Consider the following 23496-nt stretch of genomic DNA (forward strand, 5'->3'; position numbering starts at 1 on the left):
ACTCCCCAGTACGCACGCCTGCTCCTGTTCGTTCAGGACAATAGACGCGGAGGATTACCTTCCGGTGCCTCTCCGATAAATTCTGCCGGTCCGTGGGTACTTCATGAGATTTCGGGCAAGTTACGTGGCCCGTGTGGTACTTGGACGCCGTTTTTCAGCCATTGAGTTGACGGGACAGCTCATCCGCATCCGAAGTGGGCGCGTGACACACGAAGTTGCGGCAGACATACGCCGCCGGACGGCCGTCGAGCAGCGGACGCTCCCGCAGCAACGGGAACTCCGCACCATCCGCCTCACCGACGGCGACCACCGCTCCCGGAGCCCTCGACAGAAGCGCCGCACGATGCAACTCCCCGGTGGCCGGGTCGCCCTGAGGCCCGACGACCGCCACCTCGCGCGGCCCGTCCAGCAGCGCCTCCGCCACCGCGAGCCCCCACCCGATGAAGCGCGGAGCACGCGGCCCGAGCGCCTTCACCACGCCCAGCGCGCCCTCGGCAGCCGCGCGATGAGCCTCGGAGCCGGTGTGGGCTGCATACGAGAGCAGCGCTCCGGCAGCGGCCGACCAGCCGGAGGGAGCGGCATTGTCCGTCGGGTCCTGCGGCCGCCGGATCAGCTGCTCGGCGTCATGGGCGGTGTCGTACAGCGCACCGCCCTCCGCCATGAACTGGTCCAGGACGATATCCAGAAGAAAACCGGCGAACTCCAGCCAGGTTCCCTCACCGCTGACGGACGCGAGCGCCAGGAAGCCCTCCGCGACATCGGCGTAGTCCTCCAGCACGCCCGCGTTGGCGCCGGCCCTGCCGTCCTTGGAGGTGCGGACCAGCCGTACGCCCTGGGCCGAGAAGTCCATGTGCAGCCGCACCAGCAGATCGGCCGCCTCCGTGGCCCGCTCGATCAGATCCGGCCGCTCGAAGTACGCGCCCACCTCGGCGAGCGCGGCGATCGCGAGGCCGTTCCAGGCGGCGACGATCTTGTCGTCACGCCCCGGCCTCGGGCGCTCCTCCCGGGCCGCGAGCAGCCGTGCCCGCAGCTGCGGATCGGCTTCCTCGCCCGGGAGTTGGAGAACCGACGTACCGTGCTCGAAAGTGCCGTCCACGGTCACCCCGAAGACGTCGGCCGCCCGGTCCCCGTCCTCGTCGCCGAGCACGTCACGCAGCTGCTGCGGCGTCCAGACGTAGAACGCGCCCTCGACATGCCTGCCCGTCGCGTCATCGCTGTCCGCGTCCAGCGCGGACGCGAAGCCGCCCTCGGCGGTGCGCAGCTCGCGCACCATGAAGTCCGCGGTCTCCAGCGCGACGCGCTTGGCGAGCTCGGAGCCGGTGGACTTCCACAAATGGGCGTAGACACGGCACAGCAGGGCGTTGTCATAGAGCATCTTCTCGAAGTGGGGCACCACCCACTCGCGGTCCACCGCGTACCGCGCGAAACCGCCGCCGAGCTGGTCGTACATCCCGCCACGCGCCATGGCCTCGCAGGTGTCGGCGGCCATCTGCAGCGCTCCTTCCGCGCCGGTGCGGGCGTGGTGCCGCAGCAGGAACTCCACGACCATCGACGGCGGGAACTTCGGAGCGCCGCCGAATCCGCCGTACCGCTCGTCGTAGTCCCGCGTCAGCCCGAGCAGCGCCTGCGCGAGCTCGGCCTCACCGGGCACGCCCTGCCCACCGTGCGCGAGGGAGCGTCCGGCCAGCTCCCGGACGATGTTCCCGGCGACCTCGGCGACCTCCTCGCGGCGGTCGGTCCAGGCGCTGTCCACGCCCTCGAGCACCTGCCGGAAGGAGGGCATGCCGTGCCGCGGGGCGGGCGGGAAGTACGTACCGAAGTAGAAGGGCTCGGCATCGGGCGTCAGGAACACGGTCATCGGCCAGCCGCCCTGCCCGGTGGCGGCCTGCACGGCTTCCATGTAGACGGCATCGACGTCGGGCCGCTCCTCGCGGTCGACCTTGATGCTGACGAAGCGCTCGTTCATCACGGCCGCGGTCGCCGCGTCCTCGAAGGACTCGTGAGCCATGACGTGACACCAGTGACAAGAGGAATAGCCGACGCTGAGCAGCACCGGCACCCCGCGCCTGCGCGCCTCCTCGAACGCCTCCGCCGACCAGGGCCACCAGTCGACCGGGTTGTGGGCGTGCTGCAGGAGGTAAGGCGACGTTTCGTGCGCCAGTCGGTTCGGCATGGTCTCCATCCTGCCCCAGTACCCACGCGACGGCCGGACAGGAGGCCCGCTGTGGTCTCGCTTCAGCGCCACATCGGCTCAAGCCGTGAGTCGTCCCAGGAGCGGTCTCCCTTCACGCCGGGGCGGACGAGTTGCGCCGGTCGGGCGGGCGTACGGACGGCAAGGTCCTGCTCGCACGGGCGCGCGGAGCGCTGGACGCGATGGCCGAGACGGCGGCGGAGGAGTACGAGGCGTACACCCGCGCCCTGGACGAGGCGGAGGCCGGTCAGCTCACCTTCCGGCAGCGGTACACCCGTGAGGGTGCTGGAGCCCATCACCTCCGGCACAGAGGAGGGGCCGACCGTGATGAAGGCGATGCTGGCCCGCCTCATGGAGCAGGGCGTCTCCACCCTCGCCCCGCCTGGCATGCTCTTCATGGCGCCGCCCCTGTCCGTGACCCGCGCCGAGATCAACAAGTGGGTCTACGCGATTGCCGACGCTTTCACGCTCGCCGACCGCCTCACCGTGAACTGAGCTCTGTCACAAGGCGGTTGGCAAATGTGCGCGTCAACGGGACACCGCTCGCCTACGATCGGTCACACGGGGCCCCATGTGACTTAAGTTCACGACCAGAGCGACGTCACTCCGGGGTAAATCAATCAAAACGGAGCATAGCTATGCGTACGGAAGAGTCGACCGCGAGGGGAACCGCGGCGTCGACAGACCTGACACACCAAGGGCTTGACCAGCTCACTAGGCGTGAACGAGAAGTGCTCCTGCTTCTGGCGGACGGCTTGGGGAACCGACAACTGGCGCGAGAACTCGGAATAGCGGAACGAACAGTTCGCGCCCATTTGGCAAGTATCACTCAGAAACTGGGGGTGCAGTCACCACTCCAGGCCGCATTGATCGGCGACCGGTGCCGCCCAATTATTCGATCGGGCATCGCCACCGAGCAAGGCATTGCCGACTACCGGTAGTTCATCGAACCCGGCGGTGATGTGGATTGACGAACTACCGGTAGCCGCCTTCCAGGCAGCCCGCGCGACACCACCCAACTTCTGCCCGCACGGGACGAGTTGGTGCCACCCCATGGACAGCGCCTCGACGACGGCCCCCTCCACAAGGGGGTCCGGTGTTCCGCTGGGCGACCCCGGTCCGCCCAACCCCGCTCCGGCAGTCCGACCCCGGGACCAGCGAAGGACTGCGCATCGACGGCGTCCGCGCGACCACGGAGAAAACCCACACGGGCAAGCAGGTCAAGAGGAGCGTCCCGCAAGCGGCCAAGGTCCTCGCCTCCAGTCCGTAGGGCTGGCTGGGCGAACTGAAGGGGCGGCGAGGGCGCGGTCGGCTGGAAGGTAGGCGGAGAAACGTCTAGGGACCCAGCCGCCCGGACACTGTTGGGCATTGTGGGCCCTTGACTGATGCCCGCCACCGTCAGGCGGCGGGCATCAGTGCGTGGAAGCGGGAGGTCCTGGTGGTCCACCAAGCTCGGTTCTGCTGGATGTGGCGCTCGCGGTCGCGCTGGGTGAGGACCGCCTGGCGGACGTGGGCATGCTGCGGGCCGAGCCGGCGGTGTTCGAGCCGGCGGCCTCCGATCCGACGGTGCCCCGGCTGGTCGACACGCTGGCAGCGCGAGGGAAGCGGGACGCTGACCGCACTGCGGCAGACCCGCGCTCAAGTCCGTGAACATAGCCGAAGGGTCCGTCAGCGAGCCGACGGACCCTCATGAAGGATCGGGGCCAGAGGTATTGCCCATTGCGGCAATGCCGATACCGGCACTGCCGCAAGTGTCAATGGCCAGTTCCTCATGCTTTCACCATAGTTGAGGAGGCGAGTCGACCGGTCGGCCCCGGCGCTTGACCGGCCCGTCCTCTACGTACGCCCAGCACATCCAGGACACAGATGCACGATCTGGTCCTGGGAATTCGCGTTCGGAAGACCTGAGGAGAATGAAATGCGGAAGAAGACAGTCGCCACCGCAATAGGGGTGGCCCTCGGGGGTGCGGCTCTGGTGATATCCACTCAGGGCTCAGCGCAGGCAGCCAGGTCCCAGCCTGTGGCCGAGACAACGACTACCTCCGGAGCTGTGCACAATCCCGACGCCCAGCCGAAGGTCATCGGCAGTGTGATCAAGGGAGCGACGGCCGTCAACAGGGTCCGACAGGTCGCCAAAGCCGCAACCTCTTTTCACAAGATGACGACCCGGATTGGCAAGCACCAGTCCAGGGGAGTCGGAACGTCGCCGGCGGAGGCCGAGATTGCCGGCTCTAGCGCGGACACGGTCTTCGACAAGTGACCGAGCAGTATCGCGTGGTCCGGAGGGCGGTGCTGCTCACAGGCGCCGCCCTTCTCGGCGTGCACTTCACGATGACCGCGCTCTCCCAGGCCCCGCTGAGCCCCGCGAAGATCCGTTACCAGGAGACGGTCAACGACTATCTGCAACCGTACTTCGCCCAGACCTGGATGCTGTTTGCCCCGAATCCCCTCACCGAGGACCGGGGCATCGTGGCCCGTGCGAGGTGCGCCGACAACACGGTGACCAAGTACTACGACGTCACCACCCCGTACATCAAAGACGCGCAGGACAGCAGGTTCTTCCCATCCCGCATGTCGCGGCTGGTCAGCGGCCCTGTCCAGGAGTTCAACAACAGCGACGAGCTGCTGAACCGGCTGCGCAGCGATGCCCAGAACGACAAGAAGCCCCTGATGCCCCTGATGCCTCACGAGGAGAGGTCCCGGGACGCGACGGTCACCTACCTGTCTCGCTACTCCCTGACTCAGATGCCGCAGGCGTGCGACGGAGACGTGCAAGCCGTCCAGGTACGGATGTATATCCACCAACTCCCCCCGTGGTCCAAGAGGAATACGCCGGAGGGAGCCACGGACGAGGGCAAGGTAGAGGTCTACGACTTCCCCTGGCGGGAGGCGAGCGTTCTGCGATGAAGGCCGACAAGCTGCTTTCCTCCCCTTTCTCCACCCTCGACGACTGGTCCAGTCGTCCGGTGAGCGTGCTGGGCGTATCTGCCGCGCGGGCCCTTCTGGGTTTCGTCTGCTTCATGTACTACGTGAGCCAGTACACCGACCGCCGCTATCTTTTCGGCCCCGATGGTGTTCTGCCCCATGACGAATTCATCCGCCAGCTCCGCACCTCCGGCACCTTCAGCATCTACTCCTGGAGTTCTGCTCCACTCTGGTCCGACCTCGTATTCCATGCTGGGGCACTCGTCGCGATGGCCGTCATGCTGGGTATCGGCGGACGGTGCGGACTCGCTGTCCACTGGGTGTTCCTCTGGTCGATCTATCAGCGGCAGACCGTGCTTCTCGACGGCGGCGAAAACCTCGCGTACCTCGTTATCCCCATGCTTATGCTGACTCATTGCTACGATCGGCTGGCATTTTCGACGGGAATAGCACGCCGTCTGACGCGACGCCTGCACGGCGGGGTACGGGCAGTCTCAACGCCCCTTCACAACCTCGGAGTCGTCGCGATCTGCGTGCAGATCTGTCTGGTCTACATGGTCAGTGGGCTGTACAAGGTGCAGGGGCAGGTATGGCAGGACGGCACCGCACTCTTCTACATCCTGCGACTCCCCGAGTTCACCCTGCCTGGCGTCTCTGAGCATGTCTACGGCAATGATCTGCTGGTCTACGCTGCCACCTACTCCTCTGTCCTCTTCCAGGTCTACTTCCCCCTCGGCATCCTCGTGCGGCGCCTCCGCCCGTGGGCGGCCCTGGTCTCGATCGGGTTCCACGTGTCCATCGCCGTGCTCATGGGATTGACGAGCTTCGCCCTGACCATGGTGGCCTGCGATCTCATCTTTCTCAGCGGGGGCATCGAACGGACGCTCACGCTCGCTCGCCGAGCGTCCAAGCGGGTGATACGACTGCGGAACGGGAGCGGCCCTGGCGGGAACGACTCTGGCGGAGACGACCCGCCGGGGCCCTCCGGCACCCCAGGCTCCGACCGCACCGAGGATCAGAACGGCCACTGCCCGGCCGTGGTGCCCTGCCCGTCGCCCGAGCCTGGGGATTACCGAAAACCGGTGGTCCTCCGCATGCCGAGGTCGACAGAGTGACTGCCAACTTCCTGTCCGGGCTGCTGCTCGCCGGTCCCCGCTGCTCGAAGACTGCGTGTGGTTCAGCGATCAAATCGCCGTCGCAGTGCGGAATGCCGGGGCATAAGTGAGAAGCCGTTGTCTTTCCGGATGTGAGCATTGAGTTTCCGCTGTTCAGACATGGTTTCGGTGTTGCCGCGGGAGAGTTCGGGCGATCAGTTCGTTCTCGGTGATGCGGAGATGACCGATGCCGTCGGTGATTTCGGGCTCGGGCGTGCGACCGTCCATCTCCGGCAGTACGTCCTTGTCCCGCGTGACGTGGAGACCGGACTCCCCTGCCAGCTGCAACCGGATCGAATCATCCGCCTCGCTGTGCGCCTCGGTCACCGGCGACATGTACAGCCGCCCTGGTCGAACAACAGCTTGACTGCCTTGGCAGCTTCATCGAGCTGTGCATACTCCGGATACATCGCGGTCATCGCGCCCCCCTGCCCATCCCGAGATACCGCCGTCCTACGGGCCCGCACGACGAACCACCGGCCTTCGAACCACTGCCCCCACTACCGCTGAAGCCTGCAATCAGCGCGTCCGCACCCCGTTCGGGCGGTGGCGTACGGCGTGCACCGCCGACGTCCCCGACCACACTGCCCCGGCCGGCCGAAGCGCCACCGCCTCGGCCGGGTGACCGATGCCGCTCGGCGCTCTTTCAGCCGTCGTCCGCCTCACCGGGGAGGAGGCCGTCTCGGCAACGGTCATCATGACGTCCTCGTGTCACAGCCGGGCGTGCGCGAGCCGTTGCAGCGCGTCGCGGCCGTAGCTCGTCGGCGACCCAGGCGCCGAACTCGCCGCCCACCTGCTCGCTCTGTGCGATTGCCGCAACACCCATTGCCGTTTATCCACGTCAGAGCCACCTGGTTGTGTTCAGCCACTGGCACCAGTGACAAGAGGAACAGCCGACGCTGAGCAGCACCGGCACCCCGCGCCTGCGGGCCTCCTCGAAGACCTCTTCCGACCAGGGCCACCAGTCGACCGGGTGTCGGCGTGCTGGAGAAGGTAGGGGGACGTCTCATGGGCCAGGCGGTTCGGCATGAGTCCCATCCTTGCGCACGTGCCGAGACCCCGCCCGCCGGGTCGTGTGCGGCGCGTCGCACAGGGCAGGCTCTCCTCGCCACGACGCACTGGACGAAGGACACTTGTGGCCGGAACCCGGTACCGAACGGAACCGGAGCCGGCGGAGGGGGACGTAAATGCGGGACGGCCACCGGGCGGAAGCGGAGCGGCTGTTGGTGCGTGCCGTCGAGGAGGAGGTGCGGCGTTCCGGTGGGCGGTCGGACCCGGGGATCCTGCTGGCGCGCGGGCAGGCAGCGCTGAACACCATGGCGGCGCATGCGCAGGAGGAGTACGCCGCGTACGAGCAGGCGCTGGCGGAGACAGAGGAGGGGCAGCAGCCTCTGGCACAGCGGTTCAGCCGGCAGAACCTGTCGACTCCCCTGCTGGTGACCGCCGTTGCGGCAGCCGCGGCGATCGGCGCGGATGTGGCGCTGGGCACGGCGACGGGTACGGCGCTGAGCGCCGGGGCGATCGTCGCCGCCGCCGGGGCCGTGACCACCGTCGCCAAGGTGACCGCCTCGCACTGGCCGGCGGCCCACCGCAGGGCGGGGGCGCTGGGGCAGCCGGGTGGAGCGGAGCAGCTGAGGCTGCAGTGGCTGACCGCGCTGGAGGTGCGGGGCATCCGCCCGTTCCTGGACCAGCAGCGGATGCTGACGGCCTCCGCGCGGCCGGCGAAGAGAGCCTCGGCGACGCCGCAGCTGCGCGGGGCGGACCGCAGTGCGGCGGCGCGGCGCAGGTCGGTGCTGGAGCAGTCGTTCTCCCATCTGCCCGAGCCCGAGGGTCCGTTCGCGGGCCGCCGTGAGCAGCTGGCGCAGATCGCGCAGTGGGTGCATGCGGCGCGGGCGTCGACCGAGACCCGGCCGACGGTGGTGGTGCTGCACGGCGAGCCGGGGGCGGGGCGGACCACGCTGGCTGTGCGCGCGGCGCACCATCTGAAGGACCAGTTCCGGGGTGCGTGCGTGGTGGATCTGCGCGGGGACGGCGATCAGCCGCTCTCTACGCGCGATGCGCTGCTGCACCTGCTCAACCGGCTGGGCGCGCCGCGTGAGCAGCTTCTGTTCCGTGAACGGTCCTCGGCCGAGCAGCAGGTAAGGCGGCTCGGCGAGCTGTACCACCAGCATCTGACGGGTCTGCCGGTGACCGTGGTGCTCGACGACGCGAGCGACGCGGAGCAGGTGCGGATGCTGGTGCCGGAGCGTTCGGACAGTCTGGTGCTGGTGACGGCGCGCCGGGCGATCGAGCTCGACGAGGACTTTCCGGCATGGGTGCATCAGCTGCCGGTCGAGGCACTGGACGGGGCGGGTGCGGAGGAGTTGCTGCGCCAGGCGGCGCAGCAGCCGTCGACCGAGCCGTACGACGCTCAATCGGTCGATGCGGTAAGGGAGTTGTGCGGCGGCCTGCCGCTGGCGCTGCGGATCGCGGGCTCGTCGCTCGGTGAGCGCAGCGCGGACCGGCTCGCGGCGGATCTGGGGGCGTACGGTCCGGTGGACCCCGTGGAGCGGGCGCTGCGGCTGCGCTACGCCGACCAGTCCGAGCAGGCGCGGCGGCTGCTGCGCCGGCTCGCGCTGGCCGGCCGGGCGTCGCTGGGTACGGCCGCCGCCGCGGCGCTGCTGGGCGCCGGGGAGCAGGAGGCCGAGCTGCTGCTGGCGGATCTGGCACGGGCCGGGCTGATCGACCATGTGCGGGCGAGCCGCTACCGGCTGCACGATGTGGTGCGTACGTTCGCCCGTGCGCGGCTGGCCGACGAGGAGGACACCGCCGACCGTACGGCGGCGCAGGAACGGCTCATCCGGAACTACGCGGACCTGGCCGGCGCGGTGATCCGGATGGTCGACGGGAAGATGTCGACGCGGGCGGGCCAGTTCGGGGCACACGGATTCACGTCGCTCGATGCGGCGCTGCGCTGGCTGGACGACGAGTCGAGCTTCATCACGTCGGCGCTGCGGCATGCGGAGGGCGTGGACCAGCAGGCGGTGCTGGGACTGCTGGGTGCGCTGTGCGACTACTGCCTGCTGCGCGGGGACCTGTACCGGCTCGGTGAGATCAGCGAGTTGACCCAGGCGGTGGACCAGGGGCTGCTGGAGCGTTCGGTGCGCTGGCGTACGGGTATCGCCGCCCGGCAGCTCGGTGAGCTGGACAAGGCGCGGACGACGCTGTCGTCTGTGGTGGGCCTGTACCGGGAGGCGCACCACGACGCGGGGGCGGCGCTGGCGCTGTGTTCGCTGGGGATCACGCTGCACCACCAGGGCAATCTGCGGGAGGCGGCCGCGAAGCTGAACGAGGCGATCGAGCTGCAGTCCTCGGACGAGCAGGCGGAGGACCGCGCCTGGTCGCTGCATGCGCTCGCCGCGGTGGAACGGGACCGGGCCAACCTCGCGGAAGCGCTGGAGCTGCTGGCGAAGGCGCTGGAGCTGCACCGGGAGGGCGAGTCGCTGCACGGCGAGGCCTGGACGCACTTCCAGCTGGGCCAGGTGTGTCTGCGGATGGGTGACGTGCCGCGTGCCGAGTCGGAGCTGCGGGAGGCGCTGGACCAGTACGGCCGCACCCATGACGGCCGGGGCGAGGCGTGGGCGCTGACCCAGCTGGCGCGGGCGCGGCTGGTGGACGGCGATCCCGGGGCCGCGGCCGAGGAGCTGCGGGCGGCGGCGGCGCGGCACCGGGAGAACGAGGACGCGCGGGGCGAGGCCTGGTCGCTGTACTACCTGGGCCAGGCGCTGGAGGAGCTGGGCGACCGCGACCAGGCGGTGCGCGAGCTGGAGCGGGCGCGGACGATGTTCTCGCGGATGCGGGACGTGTACGGGCTGGCCTGCGCCCGCCACCACTCGGGCCGCGTCACCCGCGACCAGCGCGCCGCGCAGACGGGCAATCTGCGTAACTCCGGTTTCGCGCGCCAGTTGCTGGTTGACGCGCGTGCGGACTTCGCCCGGATCGGCGTGGCCCACGGCGAGGCGTGGACCTGTCTGGAGCTGGCACTGATCGATGCCGGCAACAACCGGGCGGCGCAGGCGCTGGCGCTCACCGACGAGGCGACGGAGCTGTTCGTGTCGTACGAGGACCACCGCGGCGCGGACTGGTCGCGCTTCCTGCGCTGCACGCTGCTTCCGTATGCGTCCCCGGGAGGCACCGAGGTCGGCACGGTGGTGGCACAGGAGGAGCTGGCCGAGCTGATGGCGTCCGCGCATCCGTCGCGGGACGGCAAGCTCGAGGACTGCGCGGAGGCCCTGGCGGTGGTGCTGGAGCGCGGTGTGCGCCTGGAGGACGGCTGGCAGGCATGGCAGCTGGGCCTGGTCCCGAGCCGGCACGCTCGCGAGGTGATGGGGGTACCGGTCGAGGCGAAGGCGTAGACCGGCCGGGTCGGGGGCTCCGCCCCCGACCCTGTTTCCGGCGTTCGAGCAGATACCGCAGTGGACACGGACGGCCCTGACCGGCGCTCGGTCGACCGGACGGCCGGCGGCGGGCTCACGCAGAGGCACACGGCCCGGCACGGCCCGGCTCACCTGGCGGGCATGCCGCGGCCCCAAGGATGGCCCGCCGCAGCGAAGGCCGCCCTGGGGCCGGCGTCACACTGTCAGGCCGAGGCCCGGCCCGTCGTGTCCTTGTCCCCGACGGGCGCCGGGTCCTGCGGCGCCTCCTCGAAGTTGACACGGCCCATGTGGCGGTTCATCGACTTCATCAGCAGCCAGACGCCCACGGCCAGTGCCGCGAAGACGAGGAAGCCCAGGACGCCCGGGGTGACCTTGTTCTTGTCCAGCTCCGCGGCGAGGGTGGCCGCGTGGGTCATGGCGAGGTTTGCGCTTGCGCTCATGTCAGGCATTGTCGCGGATGCCCGCGAAGAGGTCGTCCTCGGGGAGGGAGGTATCGACGAGCGAGGTGGCGAGCTCGTACTCCTCCGTCGGCCAGACCTCCTTCTGGATGTCCATCGGCACCCGGAACCAGCCGCCGTCCGGATCGATCTGGGTCGCGTGCGCGATCAGTGCCTTGTCGCGGATCTCGAAGAAGTCGCCGCACGGCACGTACGTGGTCAGCGTCCGCTCGGCGCGCTGGAACTCCTTCCAGCGCTCCAGCCACTCGCCGTACGGGGACTCCATGCCGCGCGCCAGCAGTGCCTCGTGCAGGGCGACCGTGCGCGGGCGGTTGAAGCCCTGGTTGTAGTAGAGCTTCTGCGGCTGGTAGGCGGGGCCGAACTCCGGCTCAGGGAACTTCTCGGCGTCGGCCGCCCCCTCGAAGGCCACCATCGTGATCTTGTGGGTCATGATGTGGTCGGGGTGCGGGTAGCCGCCGTTCTCGTCGTAGGTCGTGATGACCTGGGGACGGAACGCACGGATCTTGCGCACCAGCTCGCCGGCGGCCTTGTCGATGTCCTCCAGCGCGAAGCAGCCCTCGGGCAGCGGCGGCAGCGGGTCGCCCTCCGGCAGGCCGGAGTCGACGAAGCCGAGCCACTCCTGCTTGACGCCGAGGATCTCGCGCGCCTCGTCCATCTCTTTCTTGCGGACCTCGTGGATGTGCTCCTCGATATAGGGGTCACCCTGGAGCTTGGGGTTGAGGATGGAGCCGCGCTCGCCTCCCGTGCAGGTCACGACCAGCACGTCCACCCCCTCGGACACATACTTGGCCATGGTCGCCGCACCCTTGCTCGACTCGTCGTCGGGGTGGGCGTGCACGGCCATCAGTCGCAGCTGCTCGGTCAAGACTCGATCCTCGGTCGAAGTGGCGTGTGGACGGCTTCTATAGTGACCGAATCGGGGGACGGAAAATTCCCTGCCCCGTCCCGGGAGGAACGATCATGGCGGCTGTCCGCGAGGACCTTCCGCAGGGGCGCTACGGCCGCTCCGCGGACGAGCGCGCCGACCGCACGCTGAAGGCCGCCGGCGCCGTGCTCGGCGTCCTGCTGCTCGGGGTGGTCGGCTGGTTCGGCTACGACTACATCGCGGGCCAGAAGATCAGCGCCGAAGTGATCAAGTTCGATGTCTCGACGGACCGCGAGGTCCAGGTGCACCTGGAGATGCGCAAGGCGGCGGACGCCACCGGTACCTGCACCGTCCGCTCTCTCGCCGAGGACGGCAGCGAGGTCGGGCGTCTGGACGTACGCGTCGATCAGCGGGGCGAGACCCGGATCGACGCGGTCGTGAAGGTCCGTACGACGCAGCGGGCGACCAGCGCCGAGCTGGTGGCCTGCACCGCCGGCTGACGCTTCACTCTCCTGACCCAGGAGTCAGGTCTCTGACCTGCATGGACGCAATCCTGATGGTTTATGTCCTCCCCCTTCCGCCCCGAAATTGTTAGGCTCGTGGTTTCGCCCGCCCAATGAGGCACATCCTTTTGGGTAGGGCGTTGCTTTGTATTCCCAGTACCTACGAGGAGCAGCTGTGACCCAGACCAGCGACAACGCCACCTGGCTCACCCAGGAGGCGTACAACCAGCTCAAGGCCGAGCTGGAGTACCTGTCTGGTCCGGCGCGCACCGAGATCGCGAAGAAGATCGAGGCAGCGCGCGAGGAGGGAGACCTGCGGGAGAACGGCGGGTACCACGCGGCCAAGGAGGAGCAGGGCAAGCAGGAGCTCCGTGTGCGCCAGCTGACCCAGCTCCTGGACAACGCCAAGGTCGGCGAGGCCCCGGCGGACGACGGCATCGTCGAGCCCGGCATGGTCGTGACGATCGCCTTCGACGGCGACGAGGACGACACCCTGACGTTTCTGATGGCGTCGCGCGAGTACGCGAGCGCCGACATCGAGACGTACTCACCGCAGTCCCCTCTGGGATCGGGTGTGAACGGCAAGAAGGTCGGCGACGACGCGGAATACGAGCTGCCGAACGGCAAGAAGGCCTCGGTGAAGATCCTCGCCGCGAAGCCCTACTCGGGCTGAGCGCGCCCCCATCGCATACGGCAGGGGCCGGACCGCTCGAAGCGGTCCGGCCCCTGCCGTGTGTCCGGGTCGCCGTCAGGCGGTCGCCGAGCGGTACTTGCGCACCGCGAGCGTCCGGAAGAACACGATGATCAGGACCGACCAGAGGACGGACGCGATCACGGGGTGCTGCATCGGCCAGGCGTCGGGCGCCTTGTAGCCGGGCGGCAGGTTGCCGAACAGCTCGCGGGCGGCCTGCACGGTCGCGCTGAAGGGGTTCCACTCGGCGATGGTCCGCAGGACCGTCGGCATCTTGTCCGACGGCACGAACGCGTTCGAGATGAACGTCAGCGGGAAGAGCCAGATCAGCCCGCCCGAGGTGGCAGCCTCCGGAGTGCGGACGGACAGGCCGATCAGCGCGCCGATCCAGGAGAACGCGTACCCCAGCAGAAGCAGCAGGGTGAAGCCCATGAGCACACTGACCATGCCCTCGTGGGTGCGCCAGCCGATGATCAGGGCGACCACCGCAAGGACGACCAGGGTGAGCGCGGTCTGCACGAGGTCGGCGAGCGTACGGCCGGTGAGCACCGCACCGCGCGCCATCGGCAGCGAGCGGAACCGGTCGATGAGGCCCTTGTGCATGTCGTCGGCGATACCCGCACCCGCGCCTGCCGTGGCGAAGGTGACCGTCTGCGCGAAGATGCCCGCCATCAGGAACTCGCGGTAGACGGCGGGGTCGACGTTCCCGTCGACGGAGATCGAGCCTCCGAAGACGTAACTGAACAGCACGACGAACATGACGGGCTGGATCATCCCGAAGATGATCATCTCCGGGATCCGGGTCATGCGGATCAGATTGCGCTTGGCGACGACGAGCGAGTCGTTGACCGACTGGACGATGCCGCCACGGGGCTTGGGGGCCGCGACCTGTGCGACGTCCGTAGTGGTGCTCACTGCGCGGTCTCCTTCCTGGACTTCTTCATGTCCTTCGGGCCGGTGGCGCCGGCCTGCTCTGCGGCGGTGTCCTCGTCCCGCGCCTCGGCGGCATGGCCGGTGAGCGAGATGAACACGTCGTCGAGGGTGGGGCGGCGCAGTCCGATGTCGTCGATCTCCACGCCGCGGGTGTCGAGTTCGCGGATGACCTCGGCGAGCAGCTTGGCGCCGCCGGTGACCGGGACGGTGAGCTTGCGCGTGTGGTCCTCGACGGCGACCTCGCCCTTGCCGAAGCCGTGCAGCACTTCGGTGGCGGGCGCGATCTGGTCGCGCTGGTGGACGACGACCTCGACGCGCTCGCCGCCCGTCTGGGCCTTGAGCTGGTCGGCGGTGCCGCGGGCGATGACCTTGCCGTGGTCGACGACGCAGATGTCGTCGGCGAGCCGGTCGGCCTCTTCGAGGTACTGGGTGGTGAGCAGCAGGGTCGTACCCCCGGCGACCAGTTCCTCGATGACTTCCCACAACTGCTGGCGGTTGCGGGGGTCGAGGCCGGTCGTCGGCTCGTCCATGAACATCACGGGCGGCGAGACGACCAGGGCGGCCGCGAGGTCGAGGCGGCGGCGCATGCCGCCGGAGTACGTCTTGGCGGGGCGGTCGGCGGCGTCGGCGAGGTTGAAGCGCTCGAGCAGCAGGCCCGCACGGGCCTTCGCGTCGCGTGCGCTCATCTGGTAGAGCTGGCCGACCATCTGGAGGTTCTCCCGGCCGGTCAGATACTCGTCGACCGCGGCGAACTGTCCGGACAGGCCGATGGACCGGCGCACCTCGTTCGGATGCTTGAGGACATCGATGCCGGCGACGACGGCCCGGCCGCTGTCGGGCTTCAGCAGGGTGGTCAGCACGCGCACAGCAGTCGTCTTGCCGGCGCCGTTGGGGCCGAGAAGTCCGAGGACCGTGCCTTCGGGGACGTCGAGATCGACGCCGTCCAGTGCCCTTACGTCGCCGAAGGTCTTCACCAGGCCTTCGGCGTAGATGGCGCCTGGCATAAAGGGTCTCCCAGGGTGGCGGGTGGGTGGGGGTTCTTCGTGGGCGAAGGAATGGCTTTGCCCGCTCGTGTCCCGCGCAGGACAGGAGCAGGGCAGGGCCCTACGGTAACGCGATACATCGCGATACACAAGACTGTGTCGCGTCTCTCCGGTGTGCGGCACCGCGCAATGACGGTGTCCGCTGCGCACGTCCCCCGCGGGTTCAGTCCATGACCCGGTAACCCGCCGCCCGCAGTGCCACCGCGACCTCCTCGCAGTGCTCAGGGCCCTTCGTCTCCAGCTGCAGCTCCACCTCCGCCTCCGTGAGACCCAGTCGCGGATCGGTCCGCACATGGCTCACGTCCAGGACGTTAGCGTCAGCCACTGACAACGCACCCAGCAGAGCGGCCAGAGCTCCTGGCCGGTCGGTCAGGCGCAGCCGCAACGACAGATAGCGCCCGGCGGCCGCCATCCCGTGCCGGAGGATGCGCTGCATCAGCAGCGGATCCACGTTGCCACCGGACAGCAGGGCCACCACCGGACCCGCGAACGCCTTCGGCTCGCTCAGCAGTGCTGCCACCGTGCTCGCCCCGGCCGGCTCGACGACGAGCTTGGCCCGCTCGAGACAGAGCAGCAGTGCGCTGGAGAGCGCGTCCTCGGAGACGGTACGGACGCCATCGACAAGATCGCCAATGATTTTGAACGGCACATCGCCCGGGCGCCCCACCTTGATGCCGTCCGCCATCGTCGTCGGCGCGTCGATCGAGACCGGATGCCCGGCCGCCAGCGACGGCGGATACGCGGCGGCGCCCTCCGCCTGCACCCCGATCACCTTCACATCGGGACGCACCGACTTCACCGCGACGGCGATCCCCGCCAGCAGACCGCCCCCGCCGACGCCCACGAGGATCGTCCGCACCTCCGGGCACTGCTCCAGGATCTCCAGGCCGACCGTGCCCTGGCCCGCGACGATGTCCGGGTGGTCGAAGGGATGGATGAACACCGCGCCCGTCTCGTGCGCGTAGTCCTCGGCCGCAGCCAGCGTCTCCTCGATCCCCTGGCCCTGCAGCCGCACATCGGCGCCGTACTCCCGGGTCGCGGCCACCTTCGGCAGCGGGGCACCGACCGGCATGAAGACGGTGGAGCGCACCCCGAGAAGCGAGGACGCCAGCGCCACACCCTGCGCGTGGTTCCCGGCGGACGCGGCGACGACACCCGCCGCCCGCTCCTCCGGCCGCAGCCCCGAGATCCGTACGTACGCACCGCGCAACTTGAACGAACCCGTGCGCTGAAGGTTCTCGCATTTGAGGTGCACAGGGGCGCCGACCAGCTGTGACAGATGTCTGCTGCCCTCCATCGCCGTCATTCGCGCGACTCCGGCCAGCATCTTCTGAGCACCTCGGACGTCGTCCAGAATGACGGACCGCAAGGAGCCAGGCGTACTGAAGCTCATGACACCAAGTCTCGCAGCTCACCGCGGGCCCGCCCGCCCGGATCCCGGCTTCTTCACGGGTTTGTGCAGCGCCGGTACGCGGCGCCTTTCGGCCGCGTACTCTTTCCCCACCAACCGACCACCGCACGAGAGAGCCCCCGTAGCCATGCCCACTTCTCAGGACATGACGACTGATTTCGGCCCCGGCCTCCTCGATGCCCTCCAGCACCAGGTCGCCGTGTTCGCCCGCCGAGCCGAACAGACGCGACTCGGCGGCGTCGGCCAGGTCCGGAACTCGATGGACCGAGCCGCGTATCTGCTGCTCAACCGGCTCGACCACGAAGGCCCGATGGGCGTCAAGGCACTTGCCGCGGGGATGGGAATCGACTCCTCGACCGTTACCCGCCAGGTCGCACCGCTCGTCGACACCGGCCTGGTCAAACGCACCTCGCACCCGGAGGACGGCCGTGCGGTCGTGCTCCAGCTCTCCCCGCGTGGCCAGGCGCGCCTCGAGGAGGTCCGCTCCTCGCGACGCGAGCTGATGGCTCAGGTGACGGAGGGCTGGACCGAGAGCGAGCGCGAGTCCTTCTGCACCCTGCTCACCCGTTTCAACACGGCGCTCTCCGCCCGCCAGGCCGGTCTGCCGGCCACGGAGACGGAGACCACGCCGACCTCTTGACCCGGGCATCCTTTCTGGCCCTATATGAGGATGTGAGCGAGCGGCATTCAGCCATGGATCGCCGCCGCGCCCAGGAGTTCGAGGCCTTCGTCGCGGGCGCGGCCGGCAGGCTTCTGCACGCCGCGACACTTCTGACGGCCGAGCGGCCGGGCGCCAACCCGCACGCACGGCGCCTGCTGACCGGCGCGCTGGCCCGTACGTACGCGGACTGGGACCGGCTGCGCGGCGAGGACCCGTACGACCGCACCCGCCAGGAGCTCGCCGCCCGCTTCGCCCGCAGCGCCTGGCGCTGGAGCAAGGTACGCGGCGGCGTGCTCGGCCGCCTCACCCCGCAGGAACGTCTCATCCTGGTGCTTCGCCTGTACGAAGGGGTGGCCGAGGAGCAGACGGCCGCGCTGATAGGGCTGCCGGTGGAGCGGGTCCGGGCGATCTGCGCCCGTGCGATCGGGATCATGCGCAGCGCGCCGCCGCTGCCGCGCGTGGAGGCGGCGTCATGAGCAGTTCGGACCGCAGGGAGGACGAGATCCGGCGGATGCTGGACGTGCGGCACACCGCGGTCCCGCCCGATCTGCTGCAGCGCGCCACCGAGCGGGGCAACCGGCTGCTGCGCCGTCATCGCGCACTGCGCCGGGCGGGCTGGCTGCTACTGATCCTGGCCGTGATCGCGTTCCTGGCGTGGGCATCGGTGGTCGAGCCCTGGGTCGTCCCGCCGTCGAAGACGACGCCTCCCCTGGAAGGCTGGTAGCGGGCGGACGCCCCCGGAGGGCCGGCAGTGGCCGCCCGAGCGGGCGCGTCACCTCCTTTGTCCGGACTTATCCTGGTTGTGAGCGGCATACTTCCCGACCCCAGGAGGTACCCATGACCAGGAAAGTCGCCGACTGCCGCAATCACCCGAGTGTCTCGGGCTGCACTCTCACCATCAGCGGTGAGGAAGAGGAAGTGGCACGGGCGGCCGCCGAGCACGCGATCTCCGTCCACGGCCACACCGACGGACCGGAGCTTCGGCAGATGGTCCGCGAGTCCCTCGAGGACGAGAAGGTGGATGCCTGAGCCGGAGGGCATGCCCGGGTCCGTGGGGGTCACCTGCCGACCGGTGCCCCCCACGGACCTGTTCGTGACCTGCTAGCCCAGCGCCTGCTTGAGGTCCGCCAGCAGGTCGTCGACCGCCTCGATACCGACCGAGAGCCGGACCAGATCGCCCGGCACCTCCAGCGCCGAGCCCACCACGGACGCGTGCGTCATCCGGCCCGGGTGCTCGATCAGCGACTCCACACCACCCAGCGACTCGCCCAGCGTGAACAGCCCGGTGCGGTTGCAGACCTCGACCGCCGCCGCCTCGCCGCCTTCCACCTGGAACGAGACCATGCCGCCGAACGCCTTCATCTGCTTCGCGGCGACCTCGTGACCCGGGTGCTCGGGCAGCCCCGGGTACAGCACCTTGGTGACCTTCGGATGCTCGGTGAGCATCTCGGCGACCCGTGTCGCGTTCTGGCTGTGCCGGTCCATCCGGACGGGCAGCGTCTTGATGCCGCGCAGCACCAGCCAGGCGTCGAACGGCCCGGCGACGGCGCCCATCGCGTTCTGGTGGTACGCCAACTCCTCGCCCAGCGCGTCGTCGTTGGCGATCAGCGCACCGCCGACCACGTCCGAGTGCCCGCCCATGTACTTGGTGAGCGAGTGCACCACGACATCCGCGCCGAGGGCGATCGGCTGCTGGAGATAGGGGCTGGCGAAGGTGTTGTCGACGACCAGCTTCGCGCCCGCCGTACGGGCCACGTCCGCGACCGCCGCGATGTCGGTGATACCGAGCAGCGGGTTGGACGGCGTCTCGACCCAGATCACCTTCGTGCGGTCGGTGACCGCGGCGCGCACCGCCGCCGGGTCGGAGGTGTCGGCCACCGACCACTCGACGCCCCAGCGCGAGACGACCTTGGCGAAGAGCCGGAACGTTCCGCCGTAGGCGTCGTTCGGGATCACCACATGGTCACCGGGCACCAGCAGCGTACGCAGCAGGCAGTCCTCGGCGGCGAGGCCCGAGGCGAAGGCGAGGCCGCGCCGGCCCCCCTCGATGGCGGCGAGGTTCTCCTCCAGTGCCGTACGCGTCGGGTTGGCGCTGCGGCTGTACTCGTAGCCCCCGCGCAGTCCGCCCACACCGTCCTGCTTGTAGGTGGACACCTGGTAGATGGGCGGTACGACCGCGCCGGTCAGCGGATCGGCTGTGTTGCCCGCATGGATGGCGCGGGTCTCGAAGCTCTGAAAGCTGTGCGGATCGCTCATGAGGTCCGAGCGTAGTCCCGCGCGATCCCGCCCGCGGTACGGGGAGTGGCCAATACAGGGCACCGGAGCAGCGGACCGGAAGTGTGCGGGGGACGCGCGTGGCCCGTCCCGATCGGCGTCCGGGACAATGGGGTCATGGAGATTCTCTGGTTCCTGCTCGCGATGTGCATGCTGGTGGCGGTCCTCGGCCCGTTCATGCTGCGCCGCCGCGGCGGCATCCGCCTCGCCGTGCCCGGCTCGCCCGACGCCGCCGACCCGGACACGTACGGTTTCGTCCGCGAGGAAGAGCTGGACGTCCGGCTGCCCGGCCCGGACCAGGACCTCCTCGACGTACTCGACGTCGTCCAGCGCACCCAGGAGTGGCGGGCCGCGTCGCAGTTGCTCGCCGGCACCCCGAAGGAGGGCGAGACGCGCTGGCAGCGCGTCCAGGCCTTCGCCGGGGCCGCGTCGCTGGAGCTGCAGCAGCAGCCCGGCACCGGCGGGGCATGGCTGCGCGCCTGGCGCTCCGAATCCCCGAAGGACGCGGGCGGAGCACAGGTGCACGCGGAGTTCCTCGTGCAGCAGGCCTGGCGCTCGTCGGCCGCCGGCACGGACGACTTCCGGATCATTCTCGAAGAGGCTCGCAGCGTCTGCGCCGAGGCCGCTCTGCTCGCACCCGGCGACCCCGTCCCGTACATCGTGGAGCTGGCCGTCGCCCGTGGACTGGGCTACCCCCACGAGCAGTTCGACCAGCTGTGGGCGAAGGTGATCGACCGCGCCCCGGAGCACATGGGCGCGCACCTGGCAGCTCTGCACTACCTGTGCGAGAAGTGGCACGGCTCCCGCGAGGAGGCGGACCACTTCGCCACGACCGCCGCGGCGCGGGCGCCGCACGGCTCAGTGCTCGCCGCGCTGCCCCTCTTCGCGGTGTACGAGCACCTGCCCGAAGTCAACCTGGTCAGGAGCTTCTACCAGAGCGCGGTGGTCACCAAGGCGGTGGAGGGCTCGCTGTTCGCCGTGCACTCGGCCCGCCCCGACGACCCGATGCTGGCGCACGTACGCCATCTGCTGATCCTGTTCCTGGTCCGCTCCGAGTGCTGGGCCGAGGCGATGAACCAGGTGGTGCACGTCGACGGCCATGTCGGCGCACTGCCGTGGACGCACAGCGACGACCCGGCGGCGGCGTACACGATCCACCGGAACCTGGCGGTGGCGGGGTACGAGGCGAACGGCGGCAGTCCGGCGACGCTGCCGCACTGAGGGCGGTCCCCGCCCGGGTCACGGTACTGCCGCGACGCCTCACGGAATGTCGGGGCGGGTCCGTACGTTCACCCCGTACGGACCCACTCGCCGAGGAGAGCCCGCATGTTCCTGAACCATCGCGTCCCTGTGCTGCCCACCCCCGACGAGGCCCTGCGCGGCCGCGAAACACCGGCCTTCGACGTCCCCTCCCGCCACACGGTCCTCGGCAACCCGCTGCTCGGGCCGTACCCCGAAGGCCTGGAGATCGCGGACTTCGGCCTCGGCTGCTTCTGGGGCGCGGAGCGCAAGTTCTGGCAGACGCCCGGTGTCTGGACCACCCTGGTCGGCTACCAGGGCGGCCACACCCCGAACCCCACGTACGAAGAGACCTGCTCGGGCCTGACGGGCCACACGGAGGCGGTCCGGGTCGTATTCGATCCGCGGAAGGTGTCGTACGGGACCCTGCTCAAGCTGTTCTGGGAGTCCCACAACCCCACGCAGGGCTTCCGCCAGGGCAACGACGTCGGCACGCAGTACCGCTCGGCGATCTACACCCACTCACCGTCGCAGGCGGCGGCCGCGGCGGCGTCGAGGGAGGCGTACCAGAAGGTCCTGACGGGCTCCGGGTTCGGCACGATCACGACGGAGCTGCTGCCTGCGGAGGGCCGCCCGTTCTATCCGGCCGAGGCGTATCACCAGCAGTACCTCGACAAGAACCCGGCGGGTTACTGCGGCATCGGCGGGACGGGGGTCACACTGAGCACCCCGTTCGAGACCAACTGGGGTGCCTCGTGCCCGACGGGGATCGCGCCTGCGGAGGACTGATCCCGAAGAGGCCGTCAGCCCCGGCAGGACCGGCCCCGGTCGTCAAGGAAGCGCCGGACACGTGGACACTGTGTCCGGCGCCGGCCTCCTGGCCACGTATCGCCACCCATGCCCTCGACATGGAGCCCGCCATGACCACAGCGCGTGACCTGTTCATCGTCACCCTGGACGCCGCGTCCGGCCGTCCCGTCGAGCAGGGCGACCTGTCGCTCGCCCTCGCGGGAGCCGAGCTGGTCGACCTCATCGACGCCCAGGAGCTCACACTGGACGGCGACCGCATCGTGCCGGGCCCGCCGTCGGCAGTAGGTGACCGTCTGTTGCACGATGCAGCGTCGTCGCTCATCCGGCAGGCGCCGTACGAGTCCGTCGAGGAGTGGCTGTGGCGCCGGGGCCGGGGCCTGTCCTCGGCCTATCTCGCCGCCCTGGAGACGGAAGGACAGGTCACTCGGCAGCGCCACCGCTGGATTCCCGTCCGGACCGACCGAACGGCACTGGCCGACTCACCGGATCGTCGCCACGCAGCCGACCGCTGGACGTCGGGCGAGCCCGTCCTCGCCGCTCTCGCGGCAGCCACGGGAGTCCAGGAGCAGGCCGAGGACTCCCTGCGTCTCTCCGACGACACCACTGTGACCGTGCTGGCTGCCGTCAACGACGCTGTGATGGAACTGGAAGCGGTACGGCAACGGCGAAACATCGAGGGGTCGGCCTTCGACAACATCTGGCGAGGCGAGTGACGAGACCGGCGGGGAACAGGGCTACGGGCGGGGCTTGATGCTCCGCAAGGGCGCCGGAGGTGGTGTCACGGAGCGCGCCTCGGAGCCGGTCGCCTACGGCGTGGGATCGCCGCTTCCGTACGGCCTCGTCAGGATCTCCATGTTGTGGCCGTTCGGGTCGTCGAAGTAGGTGCCGCGCCCGCCGTCGTTGTGGTTGATCTCGCCGGGGCGGCTGTGGGAGGGGTCCGCCCAGTACGTGAGGCCCGCTGCCTTGATGCGGGCGAATATCGCGTCGAAATCGGTCTCGGAGACCAGGAACGCGTAGTGCTGGGGCGGGATGTCGGCCTCGTCGGCCTCGACGTAGTCGAGGGTGACGCCGTTGTGCGTCTCGACCGGCAGGAACGGGCCGAACGGCCGGCCCGTCTCCAGCCCCAGCACGTCGGCGAGGAACCGGGCCGACGCCCGCTTGTCGTGCGCTGCGACGATCGTGTGGTTCAGCTCGACGGACATCGTGCGGACCTCCTCGAATCGGCGGCGCCTGTCGTTCCACGGTAGGTCCCCCGGAGCACGGATGTCTCGTGCCCGAACGCCCGGTGACCGGCGTCCGGCCGCGCTTGCAGACCGATCGCGCCGCAGTCCGGTCACGCCGTCATGGGGGTGGCTCACCCGGTCGGGACGGCTCCGGCCAGGACGGATATGTTTCGCCCCAGGAGATCCATCGGTCTCCGGTGATTCGGTCACGGCCCGGCCCGAGCGGTGGCCGGCTTCCCGTCGCCGACGGTTCCGGGCAGGAGATGCCGTGAGCGCGATCCGGTCGTGCCGTCCGCCGAGGTGCAGTGCCTGGCCCGTGTCGCTGGCGCTCAATCTCACCGTCGGGTTCGCGCTGAACCTTCCTCTGATGGTGCTGTGGCAGGTGCTCGTCGGCCGGTTCGAGAGGTCGCCGGAGGTCGCCGGGCCGATGGAGGCGGCTCTGTCCTGGCTGCTCGTGTCCGTTCCGCTGGTGGTCGTCTTCGCCGGGACCAACTACGCCGTCCTGCGGCTGACGCGGGTACCGGCGCGGCCGTACTGGGCGGTCAGTGCGCTCGCCCTGTGTGTTCCGAGCCTGCTTCTGACGTTCTCGCCGGGCTTCGGTGAGCTGTCCGTCCTGCCCTGACGGCGGTTCACGGGTCCGGTCAACGGCCCACGCGGTGCGCCGAGTCCGGCCCACTAGGGTGTGCGCCGTGGGGATCAG

The 23496-nt window shown here is 69.5% G+C and carries 26 protein-coding genes and 2 pseudogenes; 17 read left to right on the top strand and 11 right to left on the bottom strand.

All coding sequences use genetic code 11. The features are described from left to right. Window positions 1-154: 154 nt before the first annotated feature. Both OHS70_RS13395 and OHS70_RS13400 read right to left on the bottom strand, forming a co-directional pair. The gene (locus tag OHS70_RS13395) at window positions 155-2173 is read right to left on the bottom strand and encodes a thioredoxin domain-containing protein (RefSeq protein WP_328397083.1); all 2019 of its coding nucleotides are present in this window, start codon (window positions 2171-2173) and stop codon (window positions 155-157) included. A 62-nt stretch (window positions 2174-2235) separates the two neighbouring features. Further along, the gene (locus tag OHS70_RS13400) at window positions 2236-2487 is read right to left on the bottom strand and encodes a hypothetical protein (protein ID WP_328406195.1); all 252 of its coding nucleotides are present in this window, start codon (window positions 2485-2487) and stop codon (window positions 2236-2238) included. On the opposite strand from OHS70_RS13400, the gene OHS70_RS13405 reads away from it, so the two are divergent. The 6 genes and pseudogenes from OHS70_RS13405 (at window position 2474) to OHS70_RS13430 (ending at window position 6231) form a co-directional block, all read left to right on the top strand. Continuing rightward, window positions 2474-2686 (top strand): hypothetical protein, encoded by a 213-nt coding sequence (locus tag OHS70_RS13405; RefSeq protein WP_328406197.1) that lies wholly within the window; start codon window positions 2474-2476, stop codon window positions 2684-2686. The genes OHS70_RS13400 and OHS70_RS13405 overlap by 14 nt on opposite strands. A 143-nt stretch (window positions 2687-2829) precedes the next feature. After that, on the top strand, window positions 2830-3132 hold the full coding sequence (locus tag OHS70_RS13410; protein ID WP_328405600.1) for a helix-turn-helix domain-containing protein: 303 nt from the start codon (window positions 2830-2832) through the stop codon (window positions 3130-3132). A 505-nt stretch (window positions 3133-3637) separates the two neighbouring features. Next, window positions 3638-3842 (top strand): annotated as a pseudogene (locus tag OHS70_RS13415) (IS1380 family transposase); the annotation flags it as partial. A 267-nt stretch (window positions 3843-4109) separates the two neighbouring features. Next, a complete protein-coding gene (locus OHS70_RS13420; protein ID WP_328397085.1) occupies window positions 4110-4451 on the top strand; it encodes a hypothetical protein in 342 nt (113 codons plus the stop codon). Continuing rightward, a complete protein-coding gene (locus tag OHS70_RS13425; RefSeq protein ID WP_328397087.1) occupies window positions 4448-5098 on the top strand; it encodes a DUF5819 family protein in 651 nt (216 codons plus the stop codon). Before OHS70_RS13420 ends, OHS70_RS13425 begins: the two co-directional genes overlap by 4 nt. After that, window positions 5095-6231 (top strand): HTTM domain-containing protein, encoded by a 1137-nt coding sequence (locus OHS70_RS13430; protein ID WP_328397089.1) that lies wholly within the window; start codon window positions 5095-5097, stop codon window positions 6229-6231. Before OHS70_RS13425 ends, OHS70_RS13430 begins: the two co-directional genes overlap by 4 nt. A gap of 153 nt (window positions 6232-6384) precedes the next feature. Here the strand turns inward: OHS70_RS13430 and OHS70_RS13435 are convergent, their stop codons facing one another. After that, complete coding sequence (locus OHS70_RS13435) at window positions 6385-6606, bottom strand: hypothetical protein (protein WP_328397091.1); 222 nt, start codon at window positions 6604-6606, stop codon at window positions 6385-6387. A 535-nt stretch (window positions 6607-7141) separates the two neighbouring features. Then, a pseudogene (locus tag OHS70_RS13440) lies at window positions 7142-7299 on the bottom strand (DUF255 domain-containing protein); the annotation flags it as partial. 158 nt (window positions 7300-7457) lie between these two features. On the opposite strand from OHS70_RS13440, the gene OHS70_RS13445 reads away from it, so the two are divergent. Further along, on the top strand, window positions 7458-10664 hold the full coding sequence (locus OHS70_RS13445; protein ID WP_328397093.1) for a tetratricopeptide repeat protein: 3207 nt from the start codon (window positions 7458-7460) through the stop codon (window positions 10662-10664). A 224-nt stretch (window positions 10665-10888) separates the two neighbouring features. Here OHS70_RS13445 and OHS70_RS13450 read toward each other — a convergent pair whose 3' ends face one another. Together OHS70_RS13450 and mca are read right to left on the bottom strand one after the other, a co-directional pair. After that, window positions 10889-11134, bottom strand: coding sequence for a hypothetical protein (locus tag OHS70_RS13450; protein WP_328397095.1), 246 nt, complete (start codon window positions 11132-11134; stop codon window positions 10889-10891). Next, complete coding sequence (mca, locus tag OHS70_RS13455) at window positions 11127-12008, bottom strand: mycothiol conjugate amidase Mca (protein ID WP_328397097.1); 882 nt, start codon at window positions 12006-12008, stop codon at window positions 11127-11129. The genes OHS70_RS13450 and mca overlap by 8 nt, the downstream gene beginning before the upstream one ends. Before the next feature lie 95 nt (window positions 12009-12103). Here mca and OHS70_RS13460 point away from each other — a divergent pair, with 95 nt between their 5' ends. Both OHS70_RS13460 and greA read left to right on the top strand, forming a co-directional pair. Beyond that, window positions 12104-12508 (top strand): DUF4307 domain-containing protein, encoded by a 405-nt coding sequence (locus OHS70_RS13460; protein ID WP_328397099.1) that lies wholly within the window; start codon window positions 12104-12106, stop codon window positions 12506-12508. Between the two features lie 178 nt (window positions 12509-12686). Further along, a complete protein-coding gene (gene greA / locus OHS70_RS13465; protein WP_328397101.1) occupies window positions 12687-13184 on the top strand; it encodes a transcription elongation factor GreA in 498 nt (165 codons plus the stop codon). Between the two features lie 75 nt (window positions 13185-13259). Here the strand turns inward: greA and OHS70_RS13470 are convergent, their stop codons facing one another. From OHS70_RS13470 to ilvA, 3 genes are all read right to left on the bottom strand, one after another. Then, complete coding sequence (locus OHS70_RS13470; protein WP_328397103.1) at window positions 13260-14117, bottom strand: ABC transporter permease; 858 nt, start codon at window positions 14115-14117, stop codon at window positions 13260-13262. Next, entirely contained in the window at window positions 14114-15139 is a 1026-nt protein-coding gene (locus OHS70_RS13475; RefSeq protein ID WP_328397105.1) for an ATP-binding cassette domain-containing protein, read from the bottom strand. The genes OHS70_RS13470 and OHS70_RS13475 overlap by 4 nt, the downstream gene beginning before the upstream one ends. A 202-nt stretch (window positions 15140-15341) precedes the next feature. Then, window positions 15342-16571 carry a threonine ammonia-lyase gene (ilvA, locus tag OHS70_RS13480; protein WP_328397108.1) on the bottom strand — a complete coding sequence of 410 codons (1230 nt, stop codon included), beginning with the start codon at window positions 16569-16571 and terminating at the stop codon, window positions 15342-15344. 145 nt (window positions 16572-16716) lie between these two features. Between ilvA and OHS70_RS13485 the strand changes: the two genes are divergently transcribed. The 4 genes from OHS70_RS13485 (at window position 16717) to OHS70_RS13500 (ending at window position 18279) form a co-directional block, all read left to right on the top strand. Then, window positions 16717-17229, top strand: coding sequence for a MarR family winged helix-turn-helix transcriptional regulator (locus tag OHS70_RS13485; RefSeq protein WP_328397110.1), 513 nt, complete (start codon window positions 16717-16719; stop codon window positions 17227-17229). 32 nt (window positions 17230-17261) lie between these two features. Further along, on the top strand, window positions 17262-17726 hold the full coding sequence (locus OHS70_RS13490) for a sigma factor-like helix-turn-helix DNA-binding protein (RefSeq protein WP_328397112.1): 465 nt from the start codon (window positions 17262-17264) through the stop codon (window positions 17724-17726). Beyond that, the gene (locus OHS70_RS13495) at window positions 17723-17974 is read left to right on the top strand and encodes a hypothetical protein (RefSeq protein WP_328397114.1); all 252 of its coding nucleotides are present in this window, start codon (window positions 17723-17725) and stop codon (window positions 17972-17974) included. The genes OHS70_RS13490 and OHS70_RS13495 overlap by 4 nt, the downstream gene beginning before the upstream one ends. Before the next feature lie 113 nt (window positions 17975-18087). Beyond that, complete coding sequence (locus tag OHS70_RS13500; protein WP_328397116.1) at window positions 18088-18279, top strand: DUF1059 domain-containing protein; 192 nt, start codon at window positions 18088-18090, stop codon at window positions 18277-18279. A gap of 72 nt (window positions 18280-18351) precedes the next feature. Here the strand turns inward: OHS70_RS13500 and OHS70_RS13505 are convergent, their stop codons facing one another. Next, window positions 18352-19506 (bottom strand): cystathionine gamma-synthase, encoded by a 1155-nt coding sequence (locus OHS70_RS13505; protein WP_328397118.1) that lies wholly within the window; start codon window positions 19504-19506, stop codon window positions 18352-18354. A gap of 135 nt (window positions 19507-19641) precedes the next feature. Here OHS70_RS13505 and OHS70_RS13510 point away from each other — a divergent pair, with 135 nt between their 5' ends. The 3 genes from OHS70_RS13510 to OHS70_RS13520 all read left to right on the top strand — a co-directional run bounded on the left by OHS70_RS13510 (window position 19642) and on the right by OHS70_RS13520 (window position 22286). Continuing rightward, window positions 19642-20745 carry a hypothetical protein gene (locus tag OHS70_RS13510; protein WP_328397120.1) on the top strand — a complete coding sequence of 368 codons (1104 nt, stop codon included), beginning with the start codon at window positions 19642-19644 and terminating at the stop codon, window positions 20743-20745. A 105-nt stretch (window positions 20746-20850) separates the two neighbouring features. Beyond that, window positions 20851-21552: a peptide-methionine (S)-S-oxide reductase MsrA gene (msrA, locus tag OHS70_RS13515; RefSeq protein ID WP_328397122.1), complete on the top strand. Its 702-nt coding sequence runs from the start codon at window positions 20851-20853 to the stop codon at window positions 21550-21552. Between the two features lie 131 nt (window positions 21553-21683). Further along, window positions 21684-22286 carry a GOLPH3/VPS74 family protein gene (locus OHS70_RS13520; protein WP_328397124.1) on the top strand — a complete coding sequence of 201 codons (603 nt, stop codon included), beginning with the start codon at window positions 21684-21686 and terminating at the stop codon, window positions 22284-22286. 93 nt (window positions 22287-22379) lie between these two features. On the opposite strand, the gene OHS70_RS13525 is transcribed toward OHS70_RS13520, so the two are convergent. Continuing rightward, window positions 22380-22775, bottom strand: coding sequence for a VOC family protein (locus tag OHS70_RS13525; RefSeq protein ID WP_328397126.1), 396 nt, complete (start codon window positions 22773-22775; stop codon window positions 22380-22382). 289 nt (window positions 22776-23064) lie between these two features. Between OHS70_RS13525 and OHS70_RS13530 the strand changes: the two genes are divergently transcribed. After that, complete coding sequence (locus OHS70_RS13530; RefSeq protein ID WP_328397128.1) at window positions 23065-23418, top strand: hypothetical protein; 354 nt, start codon at window positions 23065-23067, stop codon at window positions 23416-23418. The last annotated feature ends 78 nt before the right edge of the window (window positions 23419-23496 follow it).

Origin of the sequence: Streptomyces sp. NBC_00390 (assembly GCF_036057275.1) — a bacterium.
In the GTDB taxonomy this organism is placed as follows: Bacteria; Actinomycetota; Actinomycetes; order Streptomycetales; family Streptomycetaceae; genus Streptomyces.

What these genes read in the sequence shown, in the direction of transcription:
- OHS70_RS13430 (WP_328397089.1), top strand. Translation starts at nt 5,095, where the DNA reads ATGAAGGCCGACAAGCTGCTTTCCTCCCCTTTCTCCACCCTCGACGAC.
- msrA (WP_328397122.1), top strand. Translation starts at nt 20,851, where the DNA reads ATGTTCCTGAACCATCGCGTCCCTGTGCTGCCCACCCCCGACGAGGCC.
- OHS70_RS13435 (WP_328397091.1), bottom strand. Translation starts at nt 6,606, where the DNA reads ATGTCGCCGGTGACCGAGGCGCACAGCGAGGCGGATGATTCGATCCGG.
- OHS70_RS13510 (WP_328397120.1), top strand. Translation starts at nt 19,642, where the DNA reads ATGGAGATTCTCTGGTTCCTGCTCGCGATGTGCATGCTGGTGGCGGTC.
- OHS70_RS13460 (WP_328397099.1), top strand. Translation starts at nt 12,104, where the DNA reads ATGGCGGCTGTCCGCGAGGACCTTCCGCAGGGGCGCTACGGCCGCTCC.
- OHS70_RS13525 (WP_328397126.1), bottom strand. Translation starts at nt 22,775, where the DNA reads ATGTCCGTCGAGCTGAACCACACGATCGTCGCAGCGCACGACAAGCGG.
- OHS70_RS13520 (WP_328397124.1), top strand. Translation starts at nt 21,684, where the DNA reads ATGACCACAGCGCGTGACCTGTTCATCGTCACCCTGGACGCCGCGTCC.
- OHS70_RS13395 (WP_328397083.1), bottom strand. Translation starts at nt 2,173, where the DNA reads ATGCCGAACCGACTGGCGCACGAAACGTCGCCTTACCTCCTGCAGCAC.
- OHS70_RS13485 (WP_328397110.1), top strand. Translation starts at nt 16,717, where the DNA reads ATGCCCACTTCTCAGGACATGACGACTGATTTCGGCCCCGGCCTCCTC.
- OHS70_RS13420 (WP_328397085.1), top strand. Translation starts at nt 4,110, where the DNA reads ATGCGGAAGAAGACAGTCGCCACCGCAATAGGGGTGGCCCTCGGGGGT.
- OHS70_RS13445 (WP_328397093.1), top strand. Translation starts at nt 7,458, where the DNA reads ATGCGGGACGGCCACCGGGCGGAAGCGGAGCGGCTGTTGGTGCGTGCC.
- OHS70_RS13500 (WP_328397116.1), top strand. Translation starts at nt 18,088, where the DNA reads ATGACCAGGAAAGTCGCCGACTGCCGCAATCACCCGAGTGTCTCGGGC.
- ilvA (WP_328397108.1), bottom strand. Translation starts at nt 16,571, where the DNA reads ATGAGCTTCAGTACGCCTGGCTCCTTGCGGTCCGTCATTCTGGACGAC.
- OHS70_RS13450 (WP_328397095.1), bottom strand. Translation starts at nt 11,134, where the DNA reads ATGCCTGACATGAGCGCAAGCGCAAACCTCGCCATGACCCACGCGGCC.
- OHS70_RS13410 (WP_328405600.1), top strand. Translation starts at nt 2,830, where the DNA reads ATGCGTACGGAAGAGTCGACCGCGAGGGGAACCGCGGCGTCGACAGAC.
- OHS70_RS13505 (WP_328397118.1), bottom strand. Translation starts at nt 19,506, where the DNA reads ATGAGCGATCCGCACAGCTTTCAGAGCTTCGAGACCCGCGCCATCCAT.
- OHS70_RS13400 (WP_328406195.1), bottom strand. Translation starts at nt 2,487, where the DNA reads ATGGGCTCCAGCACCCTCACGGGTGTACCGCTGCCGGAAGGTGAGCTG.
- OHS70_RS13495 (WP_328397114.1), top strand. Translation starts at nt 17,723, where the DNA reads ATGAGCAGTTCGGACCGCAGGGAGGACGAGATCCGGCGGATGCTGGAC.
- OHS70_RS13475 (WP_328397105.1), bottom strand. Translation starts at nt 15,139, where the DNA reads ATGCCAGGCGCCATCTACGCCGAAGGCCTGGTGAAGACCTTCGGCGAC.